The 19,410-nt window shown below is 71.0% G+C and carries 18 protein-coding genes and 2 tRNA genes; 5 read left to right on the forward strand and 15 right to left on the reverse strand.

What is annotated here, in order from left to right; genetic code table 11:
* Nucleotides 1-62: 62 nt before the first annotated feature.
* The 5 genes from ACXVUM_RS00170 to ACXVUM_RS00190 form a co-directional block, all read right to left on the reverse strand.
* Nucleotides 63-1,298, reverse strand: coding sequence for a lipase family protein (locus tag ACXVUM_RS00170; protein ID WP_458519878.1), 1,236 nt, complete (start codon nt 1,296-1,298; stop codon nt 63-65).
* Nucleotides 1,295-2,584: a lipase family protein gene (locus ACXVUM_RS00175; RefSeq protein ID WP_458519879.1), complete on the reverse strand. Its 1,290-nt coding sequence runs from the start codon at nt 2,582-2,584 to the stop codon at nt 1,295-1,297. The genes ACXVUM_RS00170 and ACXVUM_RS00175 overlap by 4 nt, the downstream gene beginning before the upstream one ends.
* Nucleotides 2,581-3,264 (reverse strand): YveK family protein, encoded by a 684-nt coding sequence (locus tag ACXVUM_RS00180; protein WP_458519880.1) that lies wholly within the window; start codon nt 3,262-3,264, stop codon nt 2,581-2,583. Before ACXVUM_RS00180 ends, ACXVUM_RS00175 begins: the two co-directional genes overlap by 4 nt.
* Nucleotides 3,261-4,397 carry an alpha/beta fold hydrolase gene (locus ACXVUM_RS00185; protein ID WP_458519881.1) on the reverse strand — a complete coding sequence of 379 codons (1,137 nt, stop codon included), beginning with the start codon at nt 4,395-4,397 and terminating at the stop codon, nt 3,261-3,263. The genes ACXVUM_RS00180 and ACXVUM_RS00185 overlap by 4 nt, the downstream gene beginning before the upstream one ends.
* A 127-nt stretch (nt 4,398-4,524) precedes the next feature.
* Nucleotides 4,525-5,997 carry a Wzz/FepE/Etk N-terminal domain-containing protein gene (locus ACXVUM_RS00190; protein WP_458519882.1) on the reverse strand — a complete coding sequence of 491 codons (1,473 nt, stop codon included), beginning with the start codon at nt 5,995-5,997 and terminating at the stop codon, nt 4,525-4,527.
* Nucleotides 5,998-6,210: 213 nt separating this feature from the next.
* On the opposite strand from ACXVUM_RS00190, the gene ACXVUM_RS00195 reads away from it, so the two are divergent.
* A complete protein-coding gene (locus tag ACXVUM_RS00195; protein ID WP_458519883.1) occupies nt 6,211-7,677 on the forward strand; it encodes an O-antigen ligase family protein in 1,467 nt (488 codons plus the stop codon).
* On the opposite strand, the gene ACXVUM_RS00200 is transcribed toward ACXVUM_RS00195, so the two are convergent.
* From ACXVUM_RS00200 to ACXVUM_RS00220, 5 genes are all read right to left on the reverse strand, one after another.
* The gene (locus tag ACXVUM_RS00200; protein WP_458519884.1) at nt 7,595-8,746 is read right to left on the reverse strand and encodes a glycosyltransferase; all 1,152 of its coding nucleotides are present in this window, start codon (nt 8,744-8,746) and stop codon (nt 7,595-7,597) included. The genes ACXVUM_RS00195 and ACXVUM_RS00200 overlap by 83 nt on opposite strands.
* Nucleotides 8,743-9,939, reverse strand: a complete 1,197-nt coding sequence (locus ACXVUM_RS00205) for a lipopolysaccharide biosynthesis protein (RefSeq protein ID WP_458519885.1) — start codon at nt 9,937-9,939, stop codon at nt 8,743-8,745. The genes ACXVUM_RS00200 and ACXVUM_RS00205 overlap by 4 nt, the downstream gene beginning before the upstream one ends.
* On the reverse strand, nt 9,936-11,054 hold the full coding sequence (locus tag ACXVUM_RS00210) for a glycosyltransferase (protein WP_458519886.1): 1,119 nt from the start codon (nt 11,052-11,054) through the stop codon (nt 9,936-9,938). Before ACXVUM_RS00210 ends, ACXVUM_RS00205 begins: the two co-directional genes overlap by 4 nt.
* Nucleotides 11,054-11,707, reverse strand: a complete 654-nt coding sequence (locus ACXVUM_RS00215; protein ID WP_458519887.1) for an acyltransferase — start codon at nt 11,705-11,707, stop codon at nt 11,054-11,056. Before ACXVUM_RS00215 ends, ACXVUM_RS00210 begins: the two co-directional genes overlap by 1 nt.
* 110 nt (nt 11,708-11,817) lie before the next feature.
* Nucleotides 11,818-12,996, reverse strand: a complete 1,179-nt coding sequence (locus ACXVUM_RS00220) for a glycosyltransferase (RefSeq protein WP_458519888.1) — start codon at nt 12,994-12,996, stop codon at nt 11,818-11,820.
* A gap of 320 nt (nt 12,997-13,316) precedes the next feature.
* Here ACXVUM_RS00220 and ACXVUM_RS00225 point away from each other — a divergent pair.
* Nucleotides 13,317-13,392, forward strand: a tRNA-Asn gene (locus tag ACXVUM_RS00225).
* A gap of 7 nt (nt 13,393-13,399) precedes the next feature.
* A tRNA-Ile gene (locus ACXVUM_RS00230) sits at nt 13,400-13,473 on the forward strand.
* 55 nt (nt 13,474-13,528) lie between these two features.
* Here ACXVUM_RS00230 and ACXVUM_RS00235 read toward each other — a convergent pair.
* Nucleotides 13,529-13,660, reverse strand: coding sequence for a hypothetical protein (locus ACXVUM_RS00235; RefSeq protein ID WP_458519889.1), 132 nt, complete (start codon nt 13,658-13,660; stop codon nt 13,529-13,531).
* Nucleotides 13,661-13,687: 27 nt separating this feature from the next.
* On the opposite strand from ACXVUM_RS00235, the gene ACXVUM_RS00240 reads away from it, so the two are divergent.
* Nucleotides 13,688-14,410 carry an SAM-dependent methyltransferase gene (locus tag ACXVUM_RS00240; protein ID WP_458519890.1) on the forward strand — a complete coding sequence of 241 codons (723 nt, stop codon included), beginning with the start codon at nt 13,688-13,690 and terminating at the stop codon, nt 14,408-14,410.
* 95 nt (nt 14,411-14,505) lie between these two features.
* Nucleotides 14,506-14,748, forward strand: a complete 243-nt coding sequence (locus tag ACXVUM_RS00245) for a hypothetical protein (RefSeq protein WP_458519891.1) — start codon at nt 14,506-14,508, stop codon at nt 14,746-14,748.
* 8 nt (nt 14,749-14,756) lie between these two features.
* Here the strand turns inward: ACXVUM_RS00245 and dnaG are convergent, their stop codons facing one another.
* From dnaG to ACXVUM_RS00265, 4 genes are all read right to left on the reverse strand, one after another.
* Entirely contained in the window at nt 14,757-16,721 is a 1,965-nt protein-coding gene (gene dnaG / locus ACXVUM_RS00250) for a DNA primase (protein ID WP_458519892.1), read from the reverse strand.
* Nucleotides 16,722-16,779: 58 nt separating this feature from the next.
* Nucleotides 16,780-17,520 carry an alpha/beta fold hydrolase gene (locus ACXVUM_RS00255; RefSeq protein WP_458519893.1) on the reverse strand — a complete coding sequence of 247 codons (741 nt, stop codon included), beginning with the start codon at nt 17,518-17,520 and terminating at the stop codon, nt 16,780-16,782.
* Nucleotides 17,521-17,616: 96 nt separating this feature from the next.
* Entirely contained in the window at nt 17,617-18,921 is a 1,305-nt protein-coding gene (locus ACXVUM_RS00260) for a deoxyguanosinetriphosphate triphosphohydrolase (protein WP_458519894.1), read from the reverse strand.
* On the reverse strand, nt 18,906-19,400 hold the full coding sequence (locus tag ACXVUM_RS00265; RefSeq protein ID WP_458522734.1) for a cold-shock protein: 495 nt from the start codon (nt 19,398-19,400) through the stop codon (nt 18,906-18,908). Before ACXVUM_RS00265 ends, ACXVUM_RS00260 begins: the two co-directional genes overlap by 16 nt.
* Nucleotides 19,401-19,410: the final 10 nt, after the last annotated feature.

Consider the following 19,410-nt stretch of genomic DNA (forward strand, 5'->3'; position numbering starts at 1 on the left):
GGCGCGACGATAACAGCGGCTGTGACCCTTCGCACCGCGAAGCACAGGTCACAGGGGTCGAATCATCGCGAATTCACCAGTGTGGAACACGAATTCGTGACCGGCATTCCGGCGAAACGTTCCCCCAACCAGCGCAAAGCGTCGTCGGTGGGCACGTCGCCGTGCCCGCGATCGGGATCGATGCGATACGTCACACTGCCGCCGTCGCGGCATTGACGGGCCACCGCCTCCGACGTCCAGTCCGCGTCGATGTACTCGTCACGAGCACCGTGTTCGACGTAGAGCGGTGCGACGAGCGGGCCCTGCGGGAGCGCCCAGTCCCGGAGCAGTCCGCGGACACGTGCGGCGGCCGCAGGTGTCCGCGGGGCCAGGTCACCCGGCCGCAGCGCATCCACCACTGCCTCGCGACCGTCGAGCAGCGGACCCGAACACGCGGTCAACGACGCCCACCCCGTCGCGGCGGCGCCCCGCCGGAAGTCGTCGCGGTCGATGTCGGGGTGCAGGCGTGCGAGGGACTCGACGACGGCCTGGAACGCCGGCCGCTGCTCGCGGGTCAGGGTGCGGGCGGTCGCCTTGTCCACGAGACCGGACACGTCGGCGGCGGGCGCGAGGGCGACGGCACCGACCAGCGAGAGATCGGGAGCCCGCCCGGCCGCGGACGTGGCGGCCGACCACGTCGCTCCCCCGCCCTGCGAACCGCCGTAGGCGCCCCACCGGGCGGACACGTCCGGGAACGTCGACCGCAGGGCCCGCACCGCGTCGATGGTGTTGAGGCCGGCGGTCCGCGCGTCGAGGTACGGGTGGACCCCGGGTGCGCCCAGCCCCTGATAGTCCGGCATCGCCACGGCGAATCCGAGACGGATGAACGCGTCGACCGCATCGACCTGTTCGGAGAGCGTGTCCGACAACGACGGTGCGCACGGCGTGTCGACACCGGTGGTGCCGTGCGCGAACGCGATGACCGGCCATCCCCCGACCGGTGCGGTCGTCCGCGGCGTGAACACCGAGCCGGACACCACTGTCCCGGCGCCGGTGTCGCCGGACGTCGAGCGATAGGTGACCCGCGCCGACCGCATGGAGGACCCGACCAGCGACCGTGTGAAGTCGGGCATCGCCTCCACCGACACCAACGACCCCGGCGCGGTGCCACCGATGCGCGCGAAGGGGAAGGGCGAGGGCTCGGACACCGAGTGGTGCCGACCGATGACGACGGCGACTGCGGCCACGATCGCCACGACCGCCACCACGGACGTCGCGACGAGCAGGATCACGCGGCGACGGACGCGGACACCGCTCACTGTTGGTCCGGCGCCGAGGCCCCGGGGATCTGCGCGGTCGGCGGCGGCACGGTGCGACCGCAGGTGTTCAGCGGGGGTGACCCGCGGAAGCGGGCCTGCGTCCACGCGACGGCGACGGTGCCGTCGATGTCGTCGTGTCCGGCGTCGGGGAGCACGTAGTTCTCGACGACATCGCCACGGCGACAGGCGGCGTCGACCGCGTCCCCGGTCCAGTCGGTGTCGACGAGTTGGTCCTTGGCGCCGCGGATCACCAGCATCGGCGCGTCGGCCTTCACCTTCGGCAGGGCCATCCGCTCGAGGTCGGCCCGCAGGGCGTCGGTCGCGGCCGGGCTCGACGGACGCAGGTCGTCGGGTGTCAGTTGCCGCACCACGGCGGTCCGCTGTTCGGCGAGGGCTCCCTGGCACGCGGTCAGCACATCCCACCGTCGCGCGGCGATGCCCCGCCGGTAGTCGTCGAGATCGATCTCGGGGTGCATCTTCTTCTGCGCCCACAGGATCCACGGGTAGATGCCCTGTTGCTGCTGGGTGAGTGTGCCCGCGGCGGCCTTGTCGGCCATGCGACTGATGTCGGCGACGGGCGCGAGACTGGCCGAGCCGAGCAGGTCGAGTCCGCCGTCGTCCGAGGCCGCGAGTTCGTTGGCGGCCCACGCGGCCTGACCACCCTGCGACGAACCGATCGCCACCCAGCGGTTCGACGTGTCCGGGATGAGCTTCCGAGCAGCCTTGACGCCGTCGATCATGTTGTGCCCCACGGTCGCCGCGTCCAGGTACGGGTGGTAGGTCCCGTCCAGTCCGAGACCCTGGTAGTCCGGCATGACCACCACGTAACCGTCCTTGACGAGGATGCCGACGGCGTCGGCCGAGCCCAGCAGCGACGGCGACAACGACGGCGCGCACTCGTGCTGCACGCCGGTCGTCCCGTGTCCGTAGGCCACGATCGGCCAGCCGCCGGCCGGGGCGGGTCCCACGGGCGAGAAGACCGTCCCCGAGACCAGCTGCGTCGACCCGTCCACCCCGGAGGTCGACTCGTAGGTGACCCGCGCGGCGATCGACGTCAGACGGGTCACCCGGCGGTCGACGGTCGGCAGGCTCTCGGCCGACCGCAGCGTGCCGGGGCCGCTCCCGGAGAAGTCGCCCGCGATCGGGACCCCCGTCATGTCGGACGATTCCGCCCGCGGGGAGTCACCACCGCACGCGACGAGGGTAGAGAGCGCCGCGATCGCGACGAGGACCACGCCGAGCGCGCGTCGACCCCGCGCTGCGACACCGGGCGACGTCCGGGTCACGAGGTACGCCCCGGCACGCCGGCACGCACCTGCGCGACCACCTCGTCGACATGGCGCCGGAGCAGGACGCGATCGGAGAGCAGACCCAGCGCGATCACGCCGATCACGGCCCAGATGAAGCCGACCGCGGCGGCCAGGCCCACGTCCCGGACGAGGGACGTGTGCACCTCGACGGCGGGATATGCGGAGCCGACAGGTGTGACCTGTGCCTGCGGGCCGAGTTCGTCGTTGTTCTCCAGCTGCCGCGTCACCGCCACGAGCGCACCGGCGACCGCGGTCGCGCGGCGCTCCGCGTCGGCGGGGTTGTCGGCGTCCACGTCGATGGTGAGCAGCGCGGAGTCGAGTCGTTGGGTCGCGGTGACGTGGGCGGCCAGATCCGGTGCCGACCCGCCGAGGAGTTCGTTCGCCTTCGCCGCGACCTCCGGGGACGTCGCGAGGTCGGCGTAGGTCGGGATGCGCGCCCGGGCACCGAGGTCGTTCTGGGTGGCGGCCCGGGGGTTGCTCGGCCCGTCGACAATCGCGAAGAGGTCGAACCGCGACGAGTAGGTCGTGTCACCGGTCGCCCACACGGCGAGCCCGGCGCCGGCGGACAGGACGGTCACCGCCACCACCAGCACCCACCCGCGCAGCACCAACCGGACGTAGTCGGCCGGTGTGGGGACGGGGTGCGGTGGCCTCACGTCCGGGGCGGACAGGAGTTGTTCGCCGCCTGCCCGGCGAGACGGTCCTTCAGCCACGGCAGACCCCGGTCGCTCTCCAGGTCGCCGTGGCCCTCGCCCATCCGCTTGTCGATCTCGATCGTGCCGCCGATCGTGCAGGCCTTGTCCAGTGCGGCCTGGGTCCACTGCCAGTTCACGAGCTCGTCCTTGGTCCCGAACATCACCAGCATCGGCCCGCTGACCGGGTTCTTGGGCACGGCCCACTGCTCGAGCAGGGTCCGGAGCCGGGCGGTGTCGGCGGGGGTGTCCGGCTTCAGGTCGGCGTTGGTGACCGTGTCGCGGGTCTTGAGCACCTCGTCGAGCGGCGCGGTGCAGTCGAGGAGCACATCCCACTTCTTCGCCAGCGAGGGCGTGCGGTAGCGGTCGAGGTCGAGGGTGGGGTTCGTCCACGACAGCGACTGCAACGCGAAGATCAGTGCAACCCGCTGGTCTCCGGTCAGCGTCCCGGCCTGCGCGGCGTCGGCGAGGCCGGACATGTCGGCGGGCGGAGCCATCGCGAGGGTGCCCTTGAGGGCCATCCCGCCGCCGTAGGAGGCGTCACGGTCCGCGGCGCCCCATGCCGCCAGTCCGCCCAACGAGTGGCCGAAGGCAACCCATGTGGTGCCGACCGCGGCCGGGTCGAGATTGTGGGCGGCGCGCACCGAGTCGATCATGTTGTTGCCGTATGTCGCGCCGTCGAGGAACGGGTTGCGATAGCCCTTGACCCCGAGTCCCTGGAAGTCGGGCAGGGTCACCGCGAAACCGCTCTGGATCATGCTCGCCATCATCGAGCCGTTGCCGACGAGCGTGCTGAAGTCCGACGGCGCGCACTTGTCGAGCACACCGGTGGTGCCGTGACCGAACGCGATGACCGGCCACCCGCCCTTCGGCGCGATGCCGGGCGGGATGGCGATGACGCCGGACACGTCGGTCCGCGACCCGTCGACACCGGACGTGGACTTGTAGACGACACGCTCGACGCGGGCCCCGACGTCCTCGAGGGGTTCGTTGCCCGCCAGCGGGCGCACGGAGACCAACGAGCCGGGCGCGGAACCACCCAACGCCGGCGGCGGGACGCTCGGCGAACCGGCGAAGAGCGGGGCGAAGCTCGTCACCGCAGGCGTGTCCCCCGGGGGAGGCGGGGGCGTCGCGCTCGAACACGCGGACACCGCAGCCACTGCCGCCGCGACGAGCGCGACTCCGATCGACCTCCGTGGGGAACGCAGAATGCGGTGCATGGTCCTACCGATCTTCGGATCCGGGGTCGTTGTCCGGGTCGTCCGCGCGGTGGTGGTGCCCGCGTCGTCGATCCTCCCCGTCTGTGTTCGACGGGCCGGACCCGTCGGATCGGTCGTCTCCCGCTCCCGGCGTGTCGTCGTGGGCGCGACCGGCATCGGTCACCACCGCGCCGAGGAACTCGGCGTGCGCGGTGGACAGGGATTCCAGACCGCGTCGCAACGCGGTGCTGCGGGTGTGTCCGAGTCGGGCGAGGACGAGCGCGCCGTCTCCGAGGGCCGCCGCGACCGCACCGTCGGTGCAGGTCTCCAACGGCGGGGTGTCGACGACGACGTGGTCGAAGCGCACGGCGAGGTCGGCGAAGACCTGCTGGGCGCGGTCGCCGCCCCACAGCCGGCCGCGCGAGTTCGGGATGGGGCCGGCCGGCAGCAGCGCGAAACCGCGGCCGCCGACCCGGGTGATCACCGCGTCGTCGAGGGTGTCGTCGCCGAGCAGCACGGTGCTCAGACCACCGGTCGGTCGAGGCCGACCGCCCGGGTCGGCGGAGAGCAGACGGTCGGCCAGGGTCGGCGCGAGGAGGTCACCGTCGACGAGGAGCACGCGGCGACCGGACTCCGCCAGCACCGCGGCGAGGTCGATGGCGAGCGTCGACCGCCCGTCACCGTGCGCCGGGCTGGTGACCGCCACGACTACCGGTCGTCCGCCGGCGGCGGTCCGGGCGAACCGCAGATTGGTCGCGAGCTGACGTGTGCGTTCGACGAGTTCGCCACCGGCGGCGGGGTCGACGGCGGCGATCCCGGGTCGGTTCGGGTCCGCCACGATCTCGCCGAGGACCAGTGAGCCGGCGATGTCCTCGACACCCTCGCGTCGACGGACGCGGGTGTCGACGAGCGCCAGGACGATCACCGCGATGACGCCGAGCGCCAGCCCGGCGACGGCACCGAGACCGATGCGGGTGACGAGGGAGGGCCCGGATGCCGAGGACGGGTAGTCCGCGTCGTCGACGAGGATCGCGCCGGCGGCCGGTGTTCCTCCGCGGCGGGAGGTCTCGAGTTCGCTGACGAGCTGCACGAGCTGGTCGGCCACGGCGTTGGCGTAGGTCTGGGCGGCGACCGGGTCGGAGTCGGTCGCGGTGACGTTCAACAGCACCGTGTTGGGCACCGGGGCGGCCGAGATCTTCGACCGCAGGTCGTCGGCGGACATCGACGACTTCAGCTGCTCCACGGCGCGGGCGGCCACCTGGCGACTGGTCGCCAGACCCGCATAGGACTTCACGCGTTCCTGGGAGAACAGATTGTTCTGGTAGGCGTCGCCGACGGAGGTGCCGCTCTGCGTCGTGACGAACAGCTGCGCCGTCGACTCGTACTTGGGCCCGGCGACGAGCGACCACACGTATCCGCCGGCCGCACCGATGACGGCGACCACGACGATCAGCCACCAGAACCGGCGGAACGCGCGCAGATAATCCCCGATCGCCAAGGGGCGACTCCGTTCGTCTGTGGTTGCCGATCTTTCATCGTTGTGTGCAGACGGCAACGATCGTCGTGACGGTGTCACCCTAGCGGGGGTGTGCGCAGGACACACTTCCGACGAACCCCGGTGTGACGACCACGACGCGTCCCCCGGCGTCGGCCGCATGGATGACAGCCTGCGGCGATGCTACCGGTGCGTCCCGGGCACACGGGTGTCACCATGTACCCCGTGACAGACGGTGGTCGGACGCGACTCGCGACGCTCGGGGTGGTGGCGGTGCTGCTCGTCGGCCCGTTGGCGGGCGCGGCGGCGGTGCTCGGCGGCAAACTGGCGTTGATCGGCGTCGTCGGTCTGGCGGGCCTGGCGGTGGGGGCCTACATCGGACTCCGTCATCCCATGTGGCTCTTCTACGGCCTCGCGGTGACCGTCGGGTTCCTGCCGTTCGGCGTAGTACCGCTCGCGCCGCTCCCCCTGTACCTGGTGTTCGGCGGGTCGGTCGTGCTCGCGGCGGCGATCCACCCGTCGGCCGGGATGCACTGGCATCCCCTGGAACGGACGCTGCTGGTGTTGGTGGCCGTGTCCGCGGTGTCCGTGGTGTTCACCGCGTTGTCGATCTCCGACTACGTCGACTACGTGAAGTGGGCCCTGGTGACGCTGGCCGTGATCGGCCTCCTGCGTCTGTCGCTGGACAACATGCGACGGGTCGGCGTCGTGTTCGTCGTCGCCGCGGCGTTCAACGCGCTGGTCGGCATCGCGATCTTCGCCTCACCCGGCCTGCCCATCCGGAAGGTGTTCAGTCCCTTCGGGTACGGCATCGTCGACGCCACGACGCGTTACGTCTACAACGCGCAGGGTGTCGAGCAGTCCGCGCGCCTGGGCGGCATGTGGGTGGAGCCCAACGCGGCGGGGATCGGGCTGCTGACCGCGCTGTGCGTCTGCCTCGTCGTCATCGACGGGTGGCGGCGCTGGACGCTCGCCGCGCTGTTCTTCCTCGCCCTCGTGCTCACCCTGAGCCGCGGCGTCATCGTCAGCGTGGTGCTCGGCGCGCTGCTGGTGATGGTGTTCCACACCATGGGCCGGCGGCTGCGGGCCATCGTCGCGATCATCGGGGCGCTGGCGCTGGTGGCCGCGGCGGCGACCCCGCAGGTGCGCAACCGCCTGCTGCAGTCGTTCGTCGGCCAGGACGTCAGCTCCTCGTCCCGACAGGACGCGTTGAAGAACTTCCCGCACCAGCTGGCCGGGCACTGGTTCTTCGGATTGGGGTGGGCGAGACCGGAGTTCAAGGACGGCGCACTCGCCTTCCAGGTCAACTACGTGGCGAACGCCCCGCTGCTGACGGTCTACCGCGGTGGCCTGTTCGCAGGTCTGGCGTTCGTCGCGGTGCTCATCGCAGGGATCGTCGTCGGGTGGCGTCTCATCACGGGACGCTCCCTGCCGAGGGCACTCGTCGGCGGGATCTTCATCGGGTTCTGCTTCGTCGGACTCCAGCTCGACCACCCCGTGGTCGCCACGCTGCCGGTCACGACCACGTTCTCGATGCTCCTCGCGTTCCTGGTGCACGCCGATCGACTCCGCCGGGCAGCGGACCCACCGACGGCCCGGTTCAGCGAGGCGAGGCCATGGCGTCGGACAGCAGCGACCGCACCGCCGCATGCGGACGCCGGTCCCGCCATCGCTGCTCGTTGACCTCATAAAGACGTCGGCCGTCCTCGGCGGCGGCGCCGGCGTCGGTGAGCAGTCGGCGGGCGGCGGCGACGAGCGCGTCGTCGTCGACGCAGGTGTCCAACCCGAACACCTCGTCCAGGGACCCGACCGCCGCGGGTGTGCCCACCACCGGCAGCCCGATCCGCGCGGCGTCGAGGAACTTCACCCGCACGCCTCCCCCGGTGCTGATCGGGGCGACCATCCCCCGGCACGTCGCGAGGAAACCGTGCAGGTCGTCGACGAAGCCGAGATCGCGGACACCCGTGGGCAGTTCGACCGGGGCGGCCGACGCGCTGCGTCCCCCGACGACACACAGTTCCGCGCCCGGGATCCCGGCCCCGATCCGCGGCCACAACGCGGCGGCGCGCTCGAACGCCTCCTGGTTCGGCGGCCAGTCGCGGGTGCCCAGGAACACCAGACGCGGCGGGGTGTCGGCGACCTCCACCCGGTCGCCGGGCGGGAGCGTCAGGTCCAGCCAGCGGGCGGTACGCACGCCGGCCGCCCGGTACTCGTCCGCCTCCTGCGCGTCGAACGTCGAGACGGCGTCCGCGGCGCGGGCGACACGGAGCTCGTCGCGGACGAGGCGCGGCGCCTCCACCCGGCCCAGCACACCCCGCGTCGCCCGCCACACCAGCGACTCCGAGACATGGGTGTTGACGGCCAACCGGTCGGTGCCCGCGCGGCGCGACGCCAGGAACGACTCGGCCATGTAGCTGTGCTCGGCGAGGTAGACGTCGGCGTCGACCGTCTCGATGACGGTTCTCAACTCGGGGCTGTCGAAGCGGACGTGGACGAGGCTGCGTCGGCCCAGCAGCGCTCGTCGGGCGAGACCCGCCGGCGCGATCTCGGGCTTGCGGACCCGGTGCAGGGTCACCCCGCCCGGCGCCAGGTCCATCCGGGTGGTGCCCGTCTCCTGCGACAGGCAGATCGCCGTGACGTCGAACGAGTCGGCGGCGAGCGTCATCAGCAGCCGACTGAGCTCGACGTCACCACCGCGCTCGAGGACCGGGTCCTTCGAGAGCAACAGCGCGACGGTCGGTCTCGTGGTCATCTCATGGGCTTCCGATAGATGGCCGTCGCGTAGACGGCGAGCAGGATCGCGTCGGCACCGACCGAGGCGGTCGACGCACCGATCGCGCCGATCGGGGCCAACGCCGCGACCGCACCCAGCTTCACCGGCACCAGTCCCAGGTTCGCGGCCAGGCGCATGATGTCGCGGCGCTGCGCGTAGAGGATCACCTGCAGGATGGAGATCATCGTGCGCATGCCGGTGAACAGCGAGATGATGATCATCGCGACGGCCAGCTCGGTCGGGGCGGGCGAGATCAGCAGGGCCACACCGAAGATCGCGACGGCCCCGGCCGACGCGCCACCTATCGCGAGCGTCAGACGCAACGGCGGACCCGCCGACACCTTCCCTCCCGACAGGCGCAGCGGCTCGTGATAGGTCATGCCGAAGGACTGCCCCACCGCGGCGAGCGCCGCCGCGACCGTCCAACAGAGCGTGTAGTACCCGGCCGTCTTGCTGTCGGTCAGGAAGCCGAGCAGGAGCACGTCGCCCTGGAGATACAGGGCGGTACCGAGCATCTCGCCGATCAGCGCCGCGGTCAGGCGCGGCGGCCCCGGCAGCTGCGGTCGGTGCCCGCGGGCCGCGAACGCGGCGAGCACCAGGATCACGTAGTACGGGGCGACGTAGAGCGCGCTGGCACCCAGCAGGGTGGGATGCGGCACGGAGAACAGATAGGCGCAGGCGAGCGCCACACTGACGACCTGCCGGATGCTGTCGAGACGCCACACGCGGTCGGCCTTGCCGTCGCGGGCGAAACGACTCGAATAGGACTTGTAGGCGATCTCGCCGCCCGCGACGGTGAGACCGAACCAGGCGATGTAACTGACACCGACGAGCGCTGTACCCGCGACGACGAGTGTCAGGCCGATGAGGAAGCGGCTCGCGCGCTCGGTGACGAACCGTTCCTCGCTCTCCCGCATCGACCGCACCACGTACGGGTTGTCGATCGGCGGACCGATGACCGCCGACAGGGCGTACGCCATGCCGTAGAGGCCGTAGTCGGACACACCGAGCTGCGCCAGCAGCACGACGGTCCACAACATCCCGACACCGCGACCGCCGTACAGCCACAGCATCGCCACGAGCGTGGTGAGCAGGTTGCTCTTCGCCGCCGTCGCGACCGCGCGGGTGCCCTCGGCGAGGGGCTCGTCCTCCGGGGACGGCCCGATGGTCACCGCGGGTCCCCGAGCAGCCGCGCCCACGTCGAACAGAACTGCGCGGCGACCGCCTCGTGCGAGCCCGCACGGCGCTGTGCTTGCACCTGCTCCCCCGCCACGGTGAGCGCCTCCTCGTCGTCGACGAGGTCCTGCACGCGCTGCGCGACCACGACCGCCAGTTCCTCGGGCTCCTCGGGCGCATTCCGGATGACGGTCACGCCGTCGCCGTCGCCGTGGTCGGCGAGGGCACCGTGGTCGGTGCAGACGACGGGTGTGCCGTAGGCGATCGCCCGCGCCATCACTCCGGAGGCGGGGTACCCCATCCCGTAGGGCGATCGTCGGCCGTAGGGCATGACGAGCGCGCGGATGGAGGCGAAGAACGCGTCCTCGTCGGCCCCGTCGACCCCACCGACGATCTCGACGCCGTCGATCCGTGGCAGCGACTCGGTGCCGCGGCCGGCGACACGGATGGCGATGTCGTCGTCGAGGTGTGCCCGCAGATGCTCGAGTTGTTCGAATCCCTTGCCCCGGTAGACCAGTCCGAAGAAGCCGACGGCACGCGGACGGTCCTGGGGTGCGGTGATGTCGGGGCGGCGGGCCACGATGTGCGGCACCTGCACGACGTCGAGGTGCGGGTACAGCGGGGCGATCGACCGCGCACCGCTGCGGGTGAGGACGAACACCGTGCGCGGGCGCAACCATCGTCGCTGCACGCGGTACGACAGCGGACGCAGCGGGAAGTGCACGGCGTGGTTGAGCAGCCGGTGCTCGGCGAGGAAGCGGGTGCGGGCCGGCCACCAGATCGAGTGCGGCGGGTCGTGGATCGTCGCGGTGACGGGCACCTCGGCCGCCAGCCCGGCCGTCCCCCAGAACCCGGCGACGGATCCCCCGCTCAGCTCGGTGTGGACCAGGACGGGACCCGGTGCGTCGGCGACGGTCTCGGCGATCGCAGCGCTCTGCCGGCGCAGGTCGGCGACGCTGTCCGCACCGGGCATGCCGGTGCGGTGCTCGACGAGTTCGCCGACGTGCGGCCGGACCGCGTCGATGACGTCCTGCGAGTAGTCACCCACACCGCCCACGCCCATCCGGGGCGCGACGACGACGAGCCGCGCCCGGGCCAGCGGGCCGTCCATCAGTAGAACAGCGGGCGGTACCGACCCGAGTACTTCAGCGCGTCGGGGTTGCGCGTGGTGAACGGCTTGGCCGGGTTGCCCCCGACCACCTCGAGCTCCCCGACGTCCTTGTTCACCATGGACTGCGCCGCGACGACGCCGCCACGGCGGACCCGGCACGGCAGCAGCAGTGCGCGGGTGCCGATCCAGGCGTAGTCCTCGATGATCATCGGCTTGGGCAGCGGCAGGAAGTCGGGGTCGTTGATGTCGTGACCGCCGCCGAGCAGGTGGGTGTCGCTGGCGATCACCACGTTGTCGCCGATGAGGATCCCGGCCCGCGCGTCGAGCACGCAGCGGAAGCTGACGTTGCTGTTCTCACCGATCGTGAGGTACGGGAGGTCGAAGACGGTCGTACCCCGCAGGATCGTCGATCCCTTGCCGATCTTCGCGCCGAACAGACGCAGCCACGCCAACCGGATGGTGTGGCTGGGGACGTAGGTGATCAGCAGGTTGTACCCGACCAGACCGATGCGGTTGTACAGCTTCTGCAGCAGCGAGATGTCCTGCATCTTGTACTTCTTCACCGTCTCGCCGTCGACGACCGTCTCGGTCATCTTCGGTGGCGGAGGGGTGCGCAGGGCACGGGTGTACTTGTCGTCGGCTGGGGTGGTCACGCCTCGGGGGCTCCTTGTCCGTGCGGGGTACCGGGGGATGGCGGGGGGCCGCGGTCAGCACACCACGGGATCGCACCGGATGCGAGGTGTGGGTGACGGGTGGGTCGGCGTCAGGCGACCGACGGGGCCATGTTCTCGACGATGTCGTGCAGTTGTGCGGCGAAGTGCTCGTCGCTGAACCGCGACACGTGGTCGACGATCTTCTGCGCGTTCCACGTCGAACGCTCGAACTTCGCTGTCGCCGCGCGGATCGCGGCCGGCTCGGGCTCGTCGAAGTACACGGCGGTCACGTCCTCGACCGCGGTGTCCAGGAAGCCGCCGAAGCGCAGCAGTATGGACGGCTTGCCGTGCGCCGCACCCTCGAGCGGGGTGAGACCGTAGTCCTCGTAGCTCGCCGCCATCACCGCGGTGCAGTGGTGGTACAGCCACCCGATCTGACGGTCGCTGAGATCGGACACCATGGTGACGTTGTCGGGCTTGCCGGCCAGGAGCCGGTCGCGCTCGGGACCGCGGCCGACGACGACCAGCTTGCGGTCGGTGCCCCGGAACGAGTCGATGACGGCGTCGACGTTCTTGTAGGCGAGCAGACGCGAGATGCACAGGTAGTAGCCCTCGCCGGCGTCGACCAGTCCCTGGACCTCGGGGACCGCCTCGAACTCGTCCGGCAGTTCCAGCGAGACCGGCGCGGGCAGGATCGGCGCGCTGATGCCGTAGGCCGACGAGATGCGTTCGCGCACGACGTTGGAGTTCGCGTAGTAGCTGTCGCAGCCGAGTGCGGCGCGACGGTCCCATCGTCGCAGGCTCGACGACATGACCACGAGGGCGAGCTTCTTCATCCAGCTGGCCGACTCACCGAGGTACGACTGCTCCTGGTAGAGCCAGCGTGCCGGCGAGTGGCAGTAGACGACCTTGCGACCGGCGGTCGGGAAGGCGTGCGCCCACCCACTCGAGCTGGCGATCACGATGTCGGCGTCGGGGCGGACGAAGGACGACGCGAACGGCAGCAGCGGCAGCGCCGCGCGATGGTTGCGTCGCAGGAAGCCCAGACGGTTCATGGGCGAGACGCGGATGTCCATGTCGGAGAACTCCGGGTAGGTGTTCTCCGGGTCGAACAACGTGGTGTAGATCGTCGCGTCCGGGAACGCGCGCGCGATCGACAGCACGACCTTCTCCGCGCCACCACGCTGCGTCAGATAGTCGTGCGCGATGGCGATGCGTGGGCGTGTGGGTGCCGCGGCACGCACACCGCGCAGCCGACCGGCCTGGTCCGACGAGTCGGTGACACTCATTCCCTTGTCCCCCTGTGTGGCCTCAAGGTCGAACAAACTGACGGTCCCACGACGCCGTTTGTGGCTGAATCCACGAGTACCGGAACAGTGTCGCGTGTTCAGACCACAATGCGTGTATCTAACACCGTTCCGTGATCATTATCACCCTTGTTAACGATCCCGTCTCCTCGAGCGAACCCGCAGGGCACTCGATGTGTTCCCGGGCGTTGCCGTGGCGGCGGCACCCGGTCGCCGCCGGGGGCCGCGGTTTGGTGGACGCACCGACCACCCGATAGAGTCGGCGTTCGGCCGACGCCGGTTCCACCGTCGCCGGACGACCTTCCCCCATAGCTCAATTGGCAGAGCATCCGACTGTTAATCGGACGGTTACTGGTTCGAGTCCAGTTGGGGGAGCCAGAAGCCCGGGGCGGTAGCTCAGTCGGTCAGAGCCGCGGACTCATAATCCGTAGGTCGCGGGTTCGAGCCCCGCCCGCCCCACCGTCTCCGTGCAGGTCAGAACTTCTTCTCGGTCTGCGCGTCGCGATCCCGACCGTCACCTCCGCCGGTACCCCATCGACGTCCCGTACGTCGAGATGTGCAGTTCCAGCAACTCTTCTTGCCATTTCGGCGAGGCCCTCACCATCATCTGCAGCATGAGTTCACCGACGTGGGATGTGGTCGTCACCAACCGAGGCCGTGCAGGGAGCGGGCAGTGACCGCCGCGGCACCCTCGAACGCGGCGTTCTGGGAAGACCTGTACGCGCGACGGCCCCTCCCGTCGGCGACCGCTCCGCCCCGACCCAACGCGGCACTGGTCCACCTGCACGAGACTCTCGGACTGCGCCCGGTCCGGGCCCTCGATCTCGGCGCCGGTCCCGGCGGGGACGCCATCTGGCTCGCCGCACAGGGCTGGCGGGTCACGGCCGTGGACGTCTCGGCGACAGCCGTCGCTCGCCTGCGTGACCTCGCCGGGGCGCTCGACCTGGCCGACCGTGTCCACCCGGTCCGCCACGATCTCGCTCGGAGTCTGCCGACGACGACGTTCGACCTCGTCTACGCCTGCTACCTGCACACCCCGGTCGACATCGGCCGCGACGGGATCCTCCGGCGGGCCGCCGACCTGCTCGGCGTCGGAGGGGTCATGATCGTCGTCGATCACGCCTCGACCGCACCCTGGTCGTGGGCCGAGGCCGACACCCGGTACCCGACCCCACAGCAGACGTTCGACGACATCGGCCTCGGCGACGACTGGGAACCGCTCCTGCTCACCGCCCGCGACCGCGTCGCGACCGGCCCCGGCGGCGAGACCGCGACGGTCACCGACAACCTCGTCGTCGCCCGCCGGCGTCGCGAGCGGCCGTTCTCCGCCCGCGCAGAGCGCGAGAACCACCGGCGACAGCACCCGGAGCCCCACACGGATCCGACCGTGGTCTGACCCGGCGCCCGCCCGCAGGCCCCCACACCGCAGAACGATCGTCGCGGCGTCGGGCAGGATGGGTGGCTACACCGCGACGACTGGGAGCTGCACACATGGTTCGACTGTTGGCATTCCTCGGGGTCGGCTACGTCCTCGGCGCGAAGGCGGGTCGGCGTCGTTACGACCAGATCTCCGGCACCTACCGTGCCGTCACCGGCTCACCCGCCACCCGCAAGGCGATCGACGTGGGACGACAGAAGCTGTCCCAGGCGATCAGCCCGACGGAGCCACTGACCGAGGTCCACCAGATCGACGACTCGACGACGGTCTACGCCCGTCGCGACCCTCGGGACTGACGGCGCGGTCAGGCGCTCTGTGCAGACGGGTCGAGCGCCTGCTCCTGCAGGCTGCGGCGGTACGCCTCCAGTGCGACGAGGTCGCCGAAGACCGCGTTGTAGCCGTCGGGGTCGTCGCGGGGTGACATCCGCTTGAGCCGCGACTTGATGTCGGCGACCTGCTCCCCCACCCAGATCTCCTGCAGTCGGGCGAGCACGCTCACGATGTAACGCGGCACCCCGTCGTCGTCGACGGGCATCGGTTCGACCGCGAGTTCGGTCACGAGCGACGCGAGCATCTCACCGGCTGCGGCCGCGTCGTCACCGCCCGACGCCGACGACGTCTCCACCGCGCGGCTCACCGCATCGACCCATTCGGCACCGCCCATGCCGACGCCGGTGCCGCCGACGGTCTCGATCGCCGCGCGGACCAGGGCGTAGGCGGGTTCCGGGAAACACTCACCCGGCAACGAGTCGAACACGGTGCCGGCGATACCCGGGTACTGCAGTGCCGCCTTCAACGCCTCGCGCTGCGGCCACAGACGGGGGTCGCCCGGTGCGGGTCGCGCGGCGCCGGCGACACCCGCCGTCGGACCCGCCCCACGGCCGGCACCGCGCTGGCGGGCCTGGGTACGTGCGAGCGCACCGGTCGTGCCGTTCGACGGGGATCCGGCCTGCTCGCGCACGCGCTGCAGGACCTGACGTTCGTCGTCCCACCCGACCCAGCCGGCCAACTGGCGCGCGTACTCGTCGCGGAGGGCGACGTCCTTGATGCGCGCGACGACGGGCACCGTCTCCCTCAGCGCGTGGACGCGACCCTCGGCGGTCTCGAGGTCGTGCTGGGCCAGCACGGCCTTGATCGCGAACTGGAACATCGGCACACGGCGTGCCACCAGGTCGCGCACGGCCGCGTCGCCCTGGTCCTGCCGCAGCTCGCACGGATCCATCCCGTCCGGCGCGATGGCCACGAACGTCTGGCCGGCGATGCTCTGCTCACCCTCGAACGCCTTCAACGCGGCGGCCTGCCCGGCCGAGTCCCCGTCGAAGGTGTAGATGACCTCGCCGCGGAAGTACGAGTCGTCCATCAGCAACCGCCGCAGCAGCGCGAGGTGGTCGTCGCCGAAAGCCGTGCCACAGGACGCCACGGCGGTGGTGACGCCGGCGAGGTGCATGGCCATGACGTCGGTGTAGCCCTCGACGATCACGACCTGGTGACCCTTCGCGATGTTCTTCTTCGCGTGGTCGAGTCCGAACAGCACCTGCGACTTCTTGTAGAGCATCGTCTCGGGCGTGTTCATGTACTTGCCCATGGTGTCGTCGTCGAACAGCTTGCGGGCGCCGAAGCCGATGATGTCGCCGCCGAGGTTGCGGATGGGCCAGAGCAGTCGGCGCCGGAACCGGTCACGCGGACCTCGCTGACCCTGCACCGAGAGACCGGCCGCCTCGAGCTCGGAGAACTCGAACCCCTGCGACAGCAGTGCCTTCGTCATCGAGTCCCACGACATCGGCGCGAACCCGCAGCCGAACATGGTCGCGGCGGCGCTGTCGAAGTCGCGTTCCCGGAGGTAGTCGCGGGCCGGCTTGGCGTCGGGGGTGAGGAGTTGCTCGGCGTAGAACTTCTGCGCCGCCGCGTTCGCCGCCACCAGTCGGGCCCGCGTTCCGCGGTCGCGGGCCACACTGGTCCCACCGCCCTCGTAGGAGATCCGGTAGCCGATGCGATCGGCCAGCTGTTCGACGGCCTCGACGAACGAGATGTGCTCCTGCTTCTGCAGGAACGTGTAGACGTCGCCGCCCTCACCGCACCCGAAGCAGTGGAAGTGGCCGTGGTTCGGCCGGACGTGGAACGACGGTGACTTCTCGTCGTGGAAGGGACACAGCCCCTTCAGGCTGTCCGCCCCGGCCCGTCGCAGCGCGACGTAATCGCCGACGATGTCCTCGATCGCCGTGCGCTCGCGGATCGCCACGATGTCGCGATCAGGGATTCGGCCGGGCACCCGAGAAGTGTATTCGGTGCGGGAACCGGTCCGCCCCGATGCGGCGACGCCGACCCGGTCAGCGCACAGGTCGGTCGGCGCCCCCACCGGCCCGTGCCGCGGACCGACGAACCAGGTCGGCGAGCTCGGCCGGGCGCAGGAACGGCGACATGTGTCCGCCTGCCAGCACCACCAGCGCGGCGTCGGGGATGGCGTCGGCGAGCTCGGCCATGGCCTCCGGAGGACTGCCGCGGTCCTGCTCGGCGGCCACCACGGTCGTCGGCACCCGCACAGCTCGGGCCGCGACGACGCGGTCGAAGTGCGCGATCGCGGAGATCGCGGTCGCGTAGACGGCGGGATCCGCCGCGGTCACCGCGGCCCGCGCGGCCCGGACGACAGGACCGTCGTCGGTGACCTCCTCCGCGAGGAACCACCGGTCGACGGTCGACCGCGTGACGTCGGCGCCCGCACGCACGGTGGCCGCGTGCTCGACGAAGGACGGGAACGGTGTCGCGCGGGCGCACATGACCGTCAGGCCGGTCACGAGCTCGGGAGCGGCGAGCGCGAGTTCGAGAGCGATCTGGCCACCGAACGAGTGCCCCACCAGGTGGACCGGTTCCCGCAACCGGGCGGCGATGTCCACGGCGAGCGACCGCTGCGGCGTCGGATCGCCGACGGCGGGAGTCGCGTCCGGCGTCCACACCGTCCCGTCGCGGGAGAGGTCGGCGGCGACGTCGTCCCACACGGACGGACTCAGCGGTGTGCCGTGCACCAGGACCCATCGCGCAGCGGCGCGCGGATCGCCTCGGACGGCCGACACGCCAGGAGTGTAGGCACGGCCCGCACGGATCCGACGCGCTTCCACGAGCCCGCCCGACGCCGACGTCGCGCCCCACCGGCTCACCCGGACACGTGGTCAGCCCATGTGGGCCTGGGCACCCGAGTTCTGCCGGTCGGTGCGCTCGAGGCGTCCCTCGGTCATCGACGCGATCTGGTCGATCACCACGCGCAGTCGGCCGGCGTCGTCGGGGGCCTCCTCCCACGCCGGGACCAGGAGCGGATCGAGACCGCCCGGTGCCGCGTGGACCAGCCAGTCGGCGACCCGATGGATCCTGTCGCGCTGACGTTCCTGGTGGGAGCGGTGCCGCGCGTCGGAGAAGATGAACTGCAGGGCGACGGTCTTCAGGACGGCGACCTCGGCGGCGACGAGCGGCGGCACCGACAGGCCGGCGCGCCGACGGTCCACGGCACCCTCACCCCACGCCCGTCGGGTCTCGGCGATCGCGGCCGACGCGAACCGGCCCACCAGCTCACTGGTCAGTCGCTTCAACGCCACCGATCCCCGCAGGGTCCCGTCGTAGTCGACCGCGTCGACGACGACGGGAAGCGCCGCCAACCGTCCGGCCGCCTCGACGAGCGCCGCGGCGTCGAGCCCGACGAACTCCCGCACACCGATGTCGGCGAGCGCAGCCTGATCGGACGGGTCGGCCAGCGCGCGCAGGTCGATCCGCCCGCCGATGACCCCGTCCTCGACGTCGTGCACCGAGTACGCGACGTCGTCGGACCAGTCCATGACCTGGGCCTCGAGACACCGATCGCGACCGTCGACACCCTCGCGCACCCAGGCGAGCACATCGGCGTCGTCGGCGTAGGCACCGAACTTGCCGCCCTGTGCGGGCCGCGTCCACGGGTACTTCAGCGTCGCGTCCAGCGACGCCCGCGTGAGGTTGAGACCGACGCTGCGCCCGTCCTCCGACAGCACCTTGGGCTCCAGGCGGGTGAGGATCCGCAGGTTCTGTGCGTTGCCCTCGAACCCGCCGATCCCCGACGCGACCTCGTCGAGCGCGCGTTCGCCGTTGTGCCCGTACGGCGGGTGCCCGATGTCGTGGGCCAGCCCGGCCAACTCGACGAGATCGGGGTCGCACCCGAGGCCCGACGCGATGCCGCGCCCGATCTGCCCGACCTCCAACGAATGGGTCAGGCGCGTACGCGGGGTGTCCCCCTCACGCGGGCCGACGACCTGCGTCTTGTCGGCCAGACGTCGCAACGCGGCGCAGTGCAGGACCCGCGCGCGATCCCGGGAGAAGTCGCCGCGATCGTCGCTGTGGGTACCGGACAGGATCGACGACTTGGCTGCCTCGTCGACCATCCGGGCACGCGCGTGCCCGTCGTAGAGGACGGGCGCCGCGGCACCCGTGTCGGAGGTCAGTCGGTCACCCATCCCCGCGCCACGGCGAAGTCGATGACGCGGCGGCGGATCGCGATGATCTGCGACGCCGTCAGGGTGCCCGACGCGTCGAGCAGCAGCTCGGTCAGCTCCTCGCTGAGGCCGGTCGCGTCGGTGGGGCCGTCGGATCCGCGGGCGGGGCGCCGCCCGCGATCGCGATCCCGGTTGTCCCCTCGATCGCCCCGGTCGCGCTGAGGGCGCTCGCGGTGGTCGTCGCGACGATCGCGCCCGCCCGTCGACGCCGACGCCGGAGCGGCACCGGTGACCGAGACGTTGACCGCCTTCGACCCGCGGTCGGTGTCCTCGACCTCGAACTCGACCCGCGCACCCGGCTTGAGGTCCGACTCGTCGACGTCGAGGTCGTTGATGTGCACGAACACATCCGCGCCACCCGACTCCGGCGCCAGGAAACCGAATCCACGATTCGGGTCGTAATGCACCACCGTGCCCGACACGGGCCCGTCACCACTCACCACGCTCACC

This window comes from Williamsia sp. SKLECPSW1 (assembly GCF_054332755.1).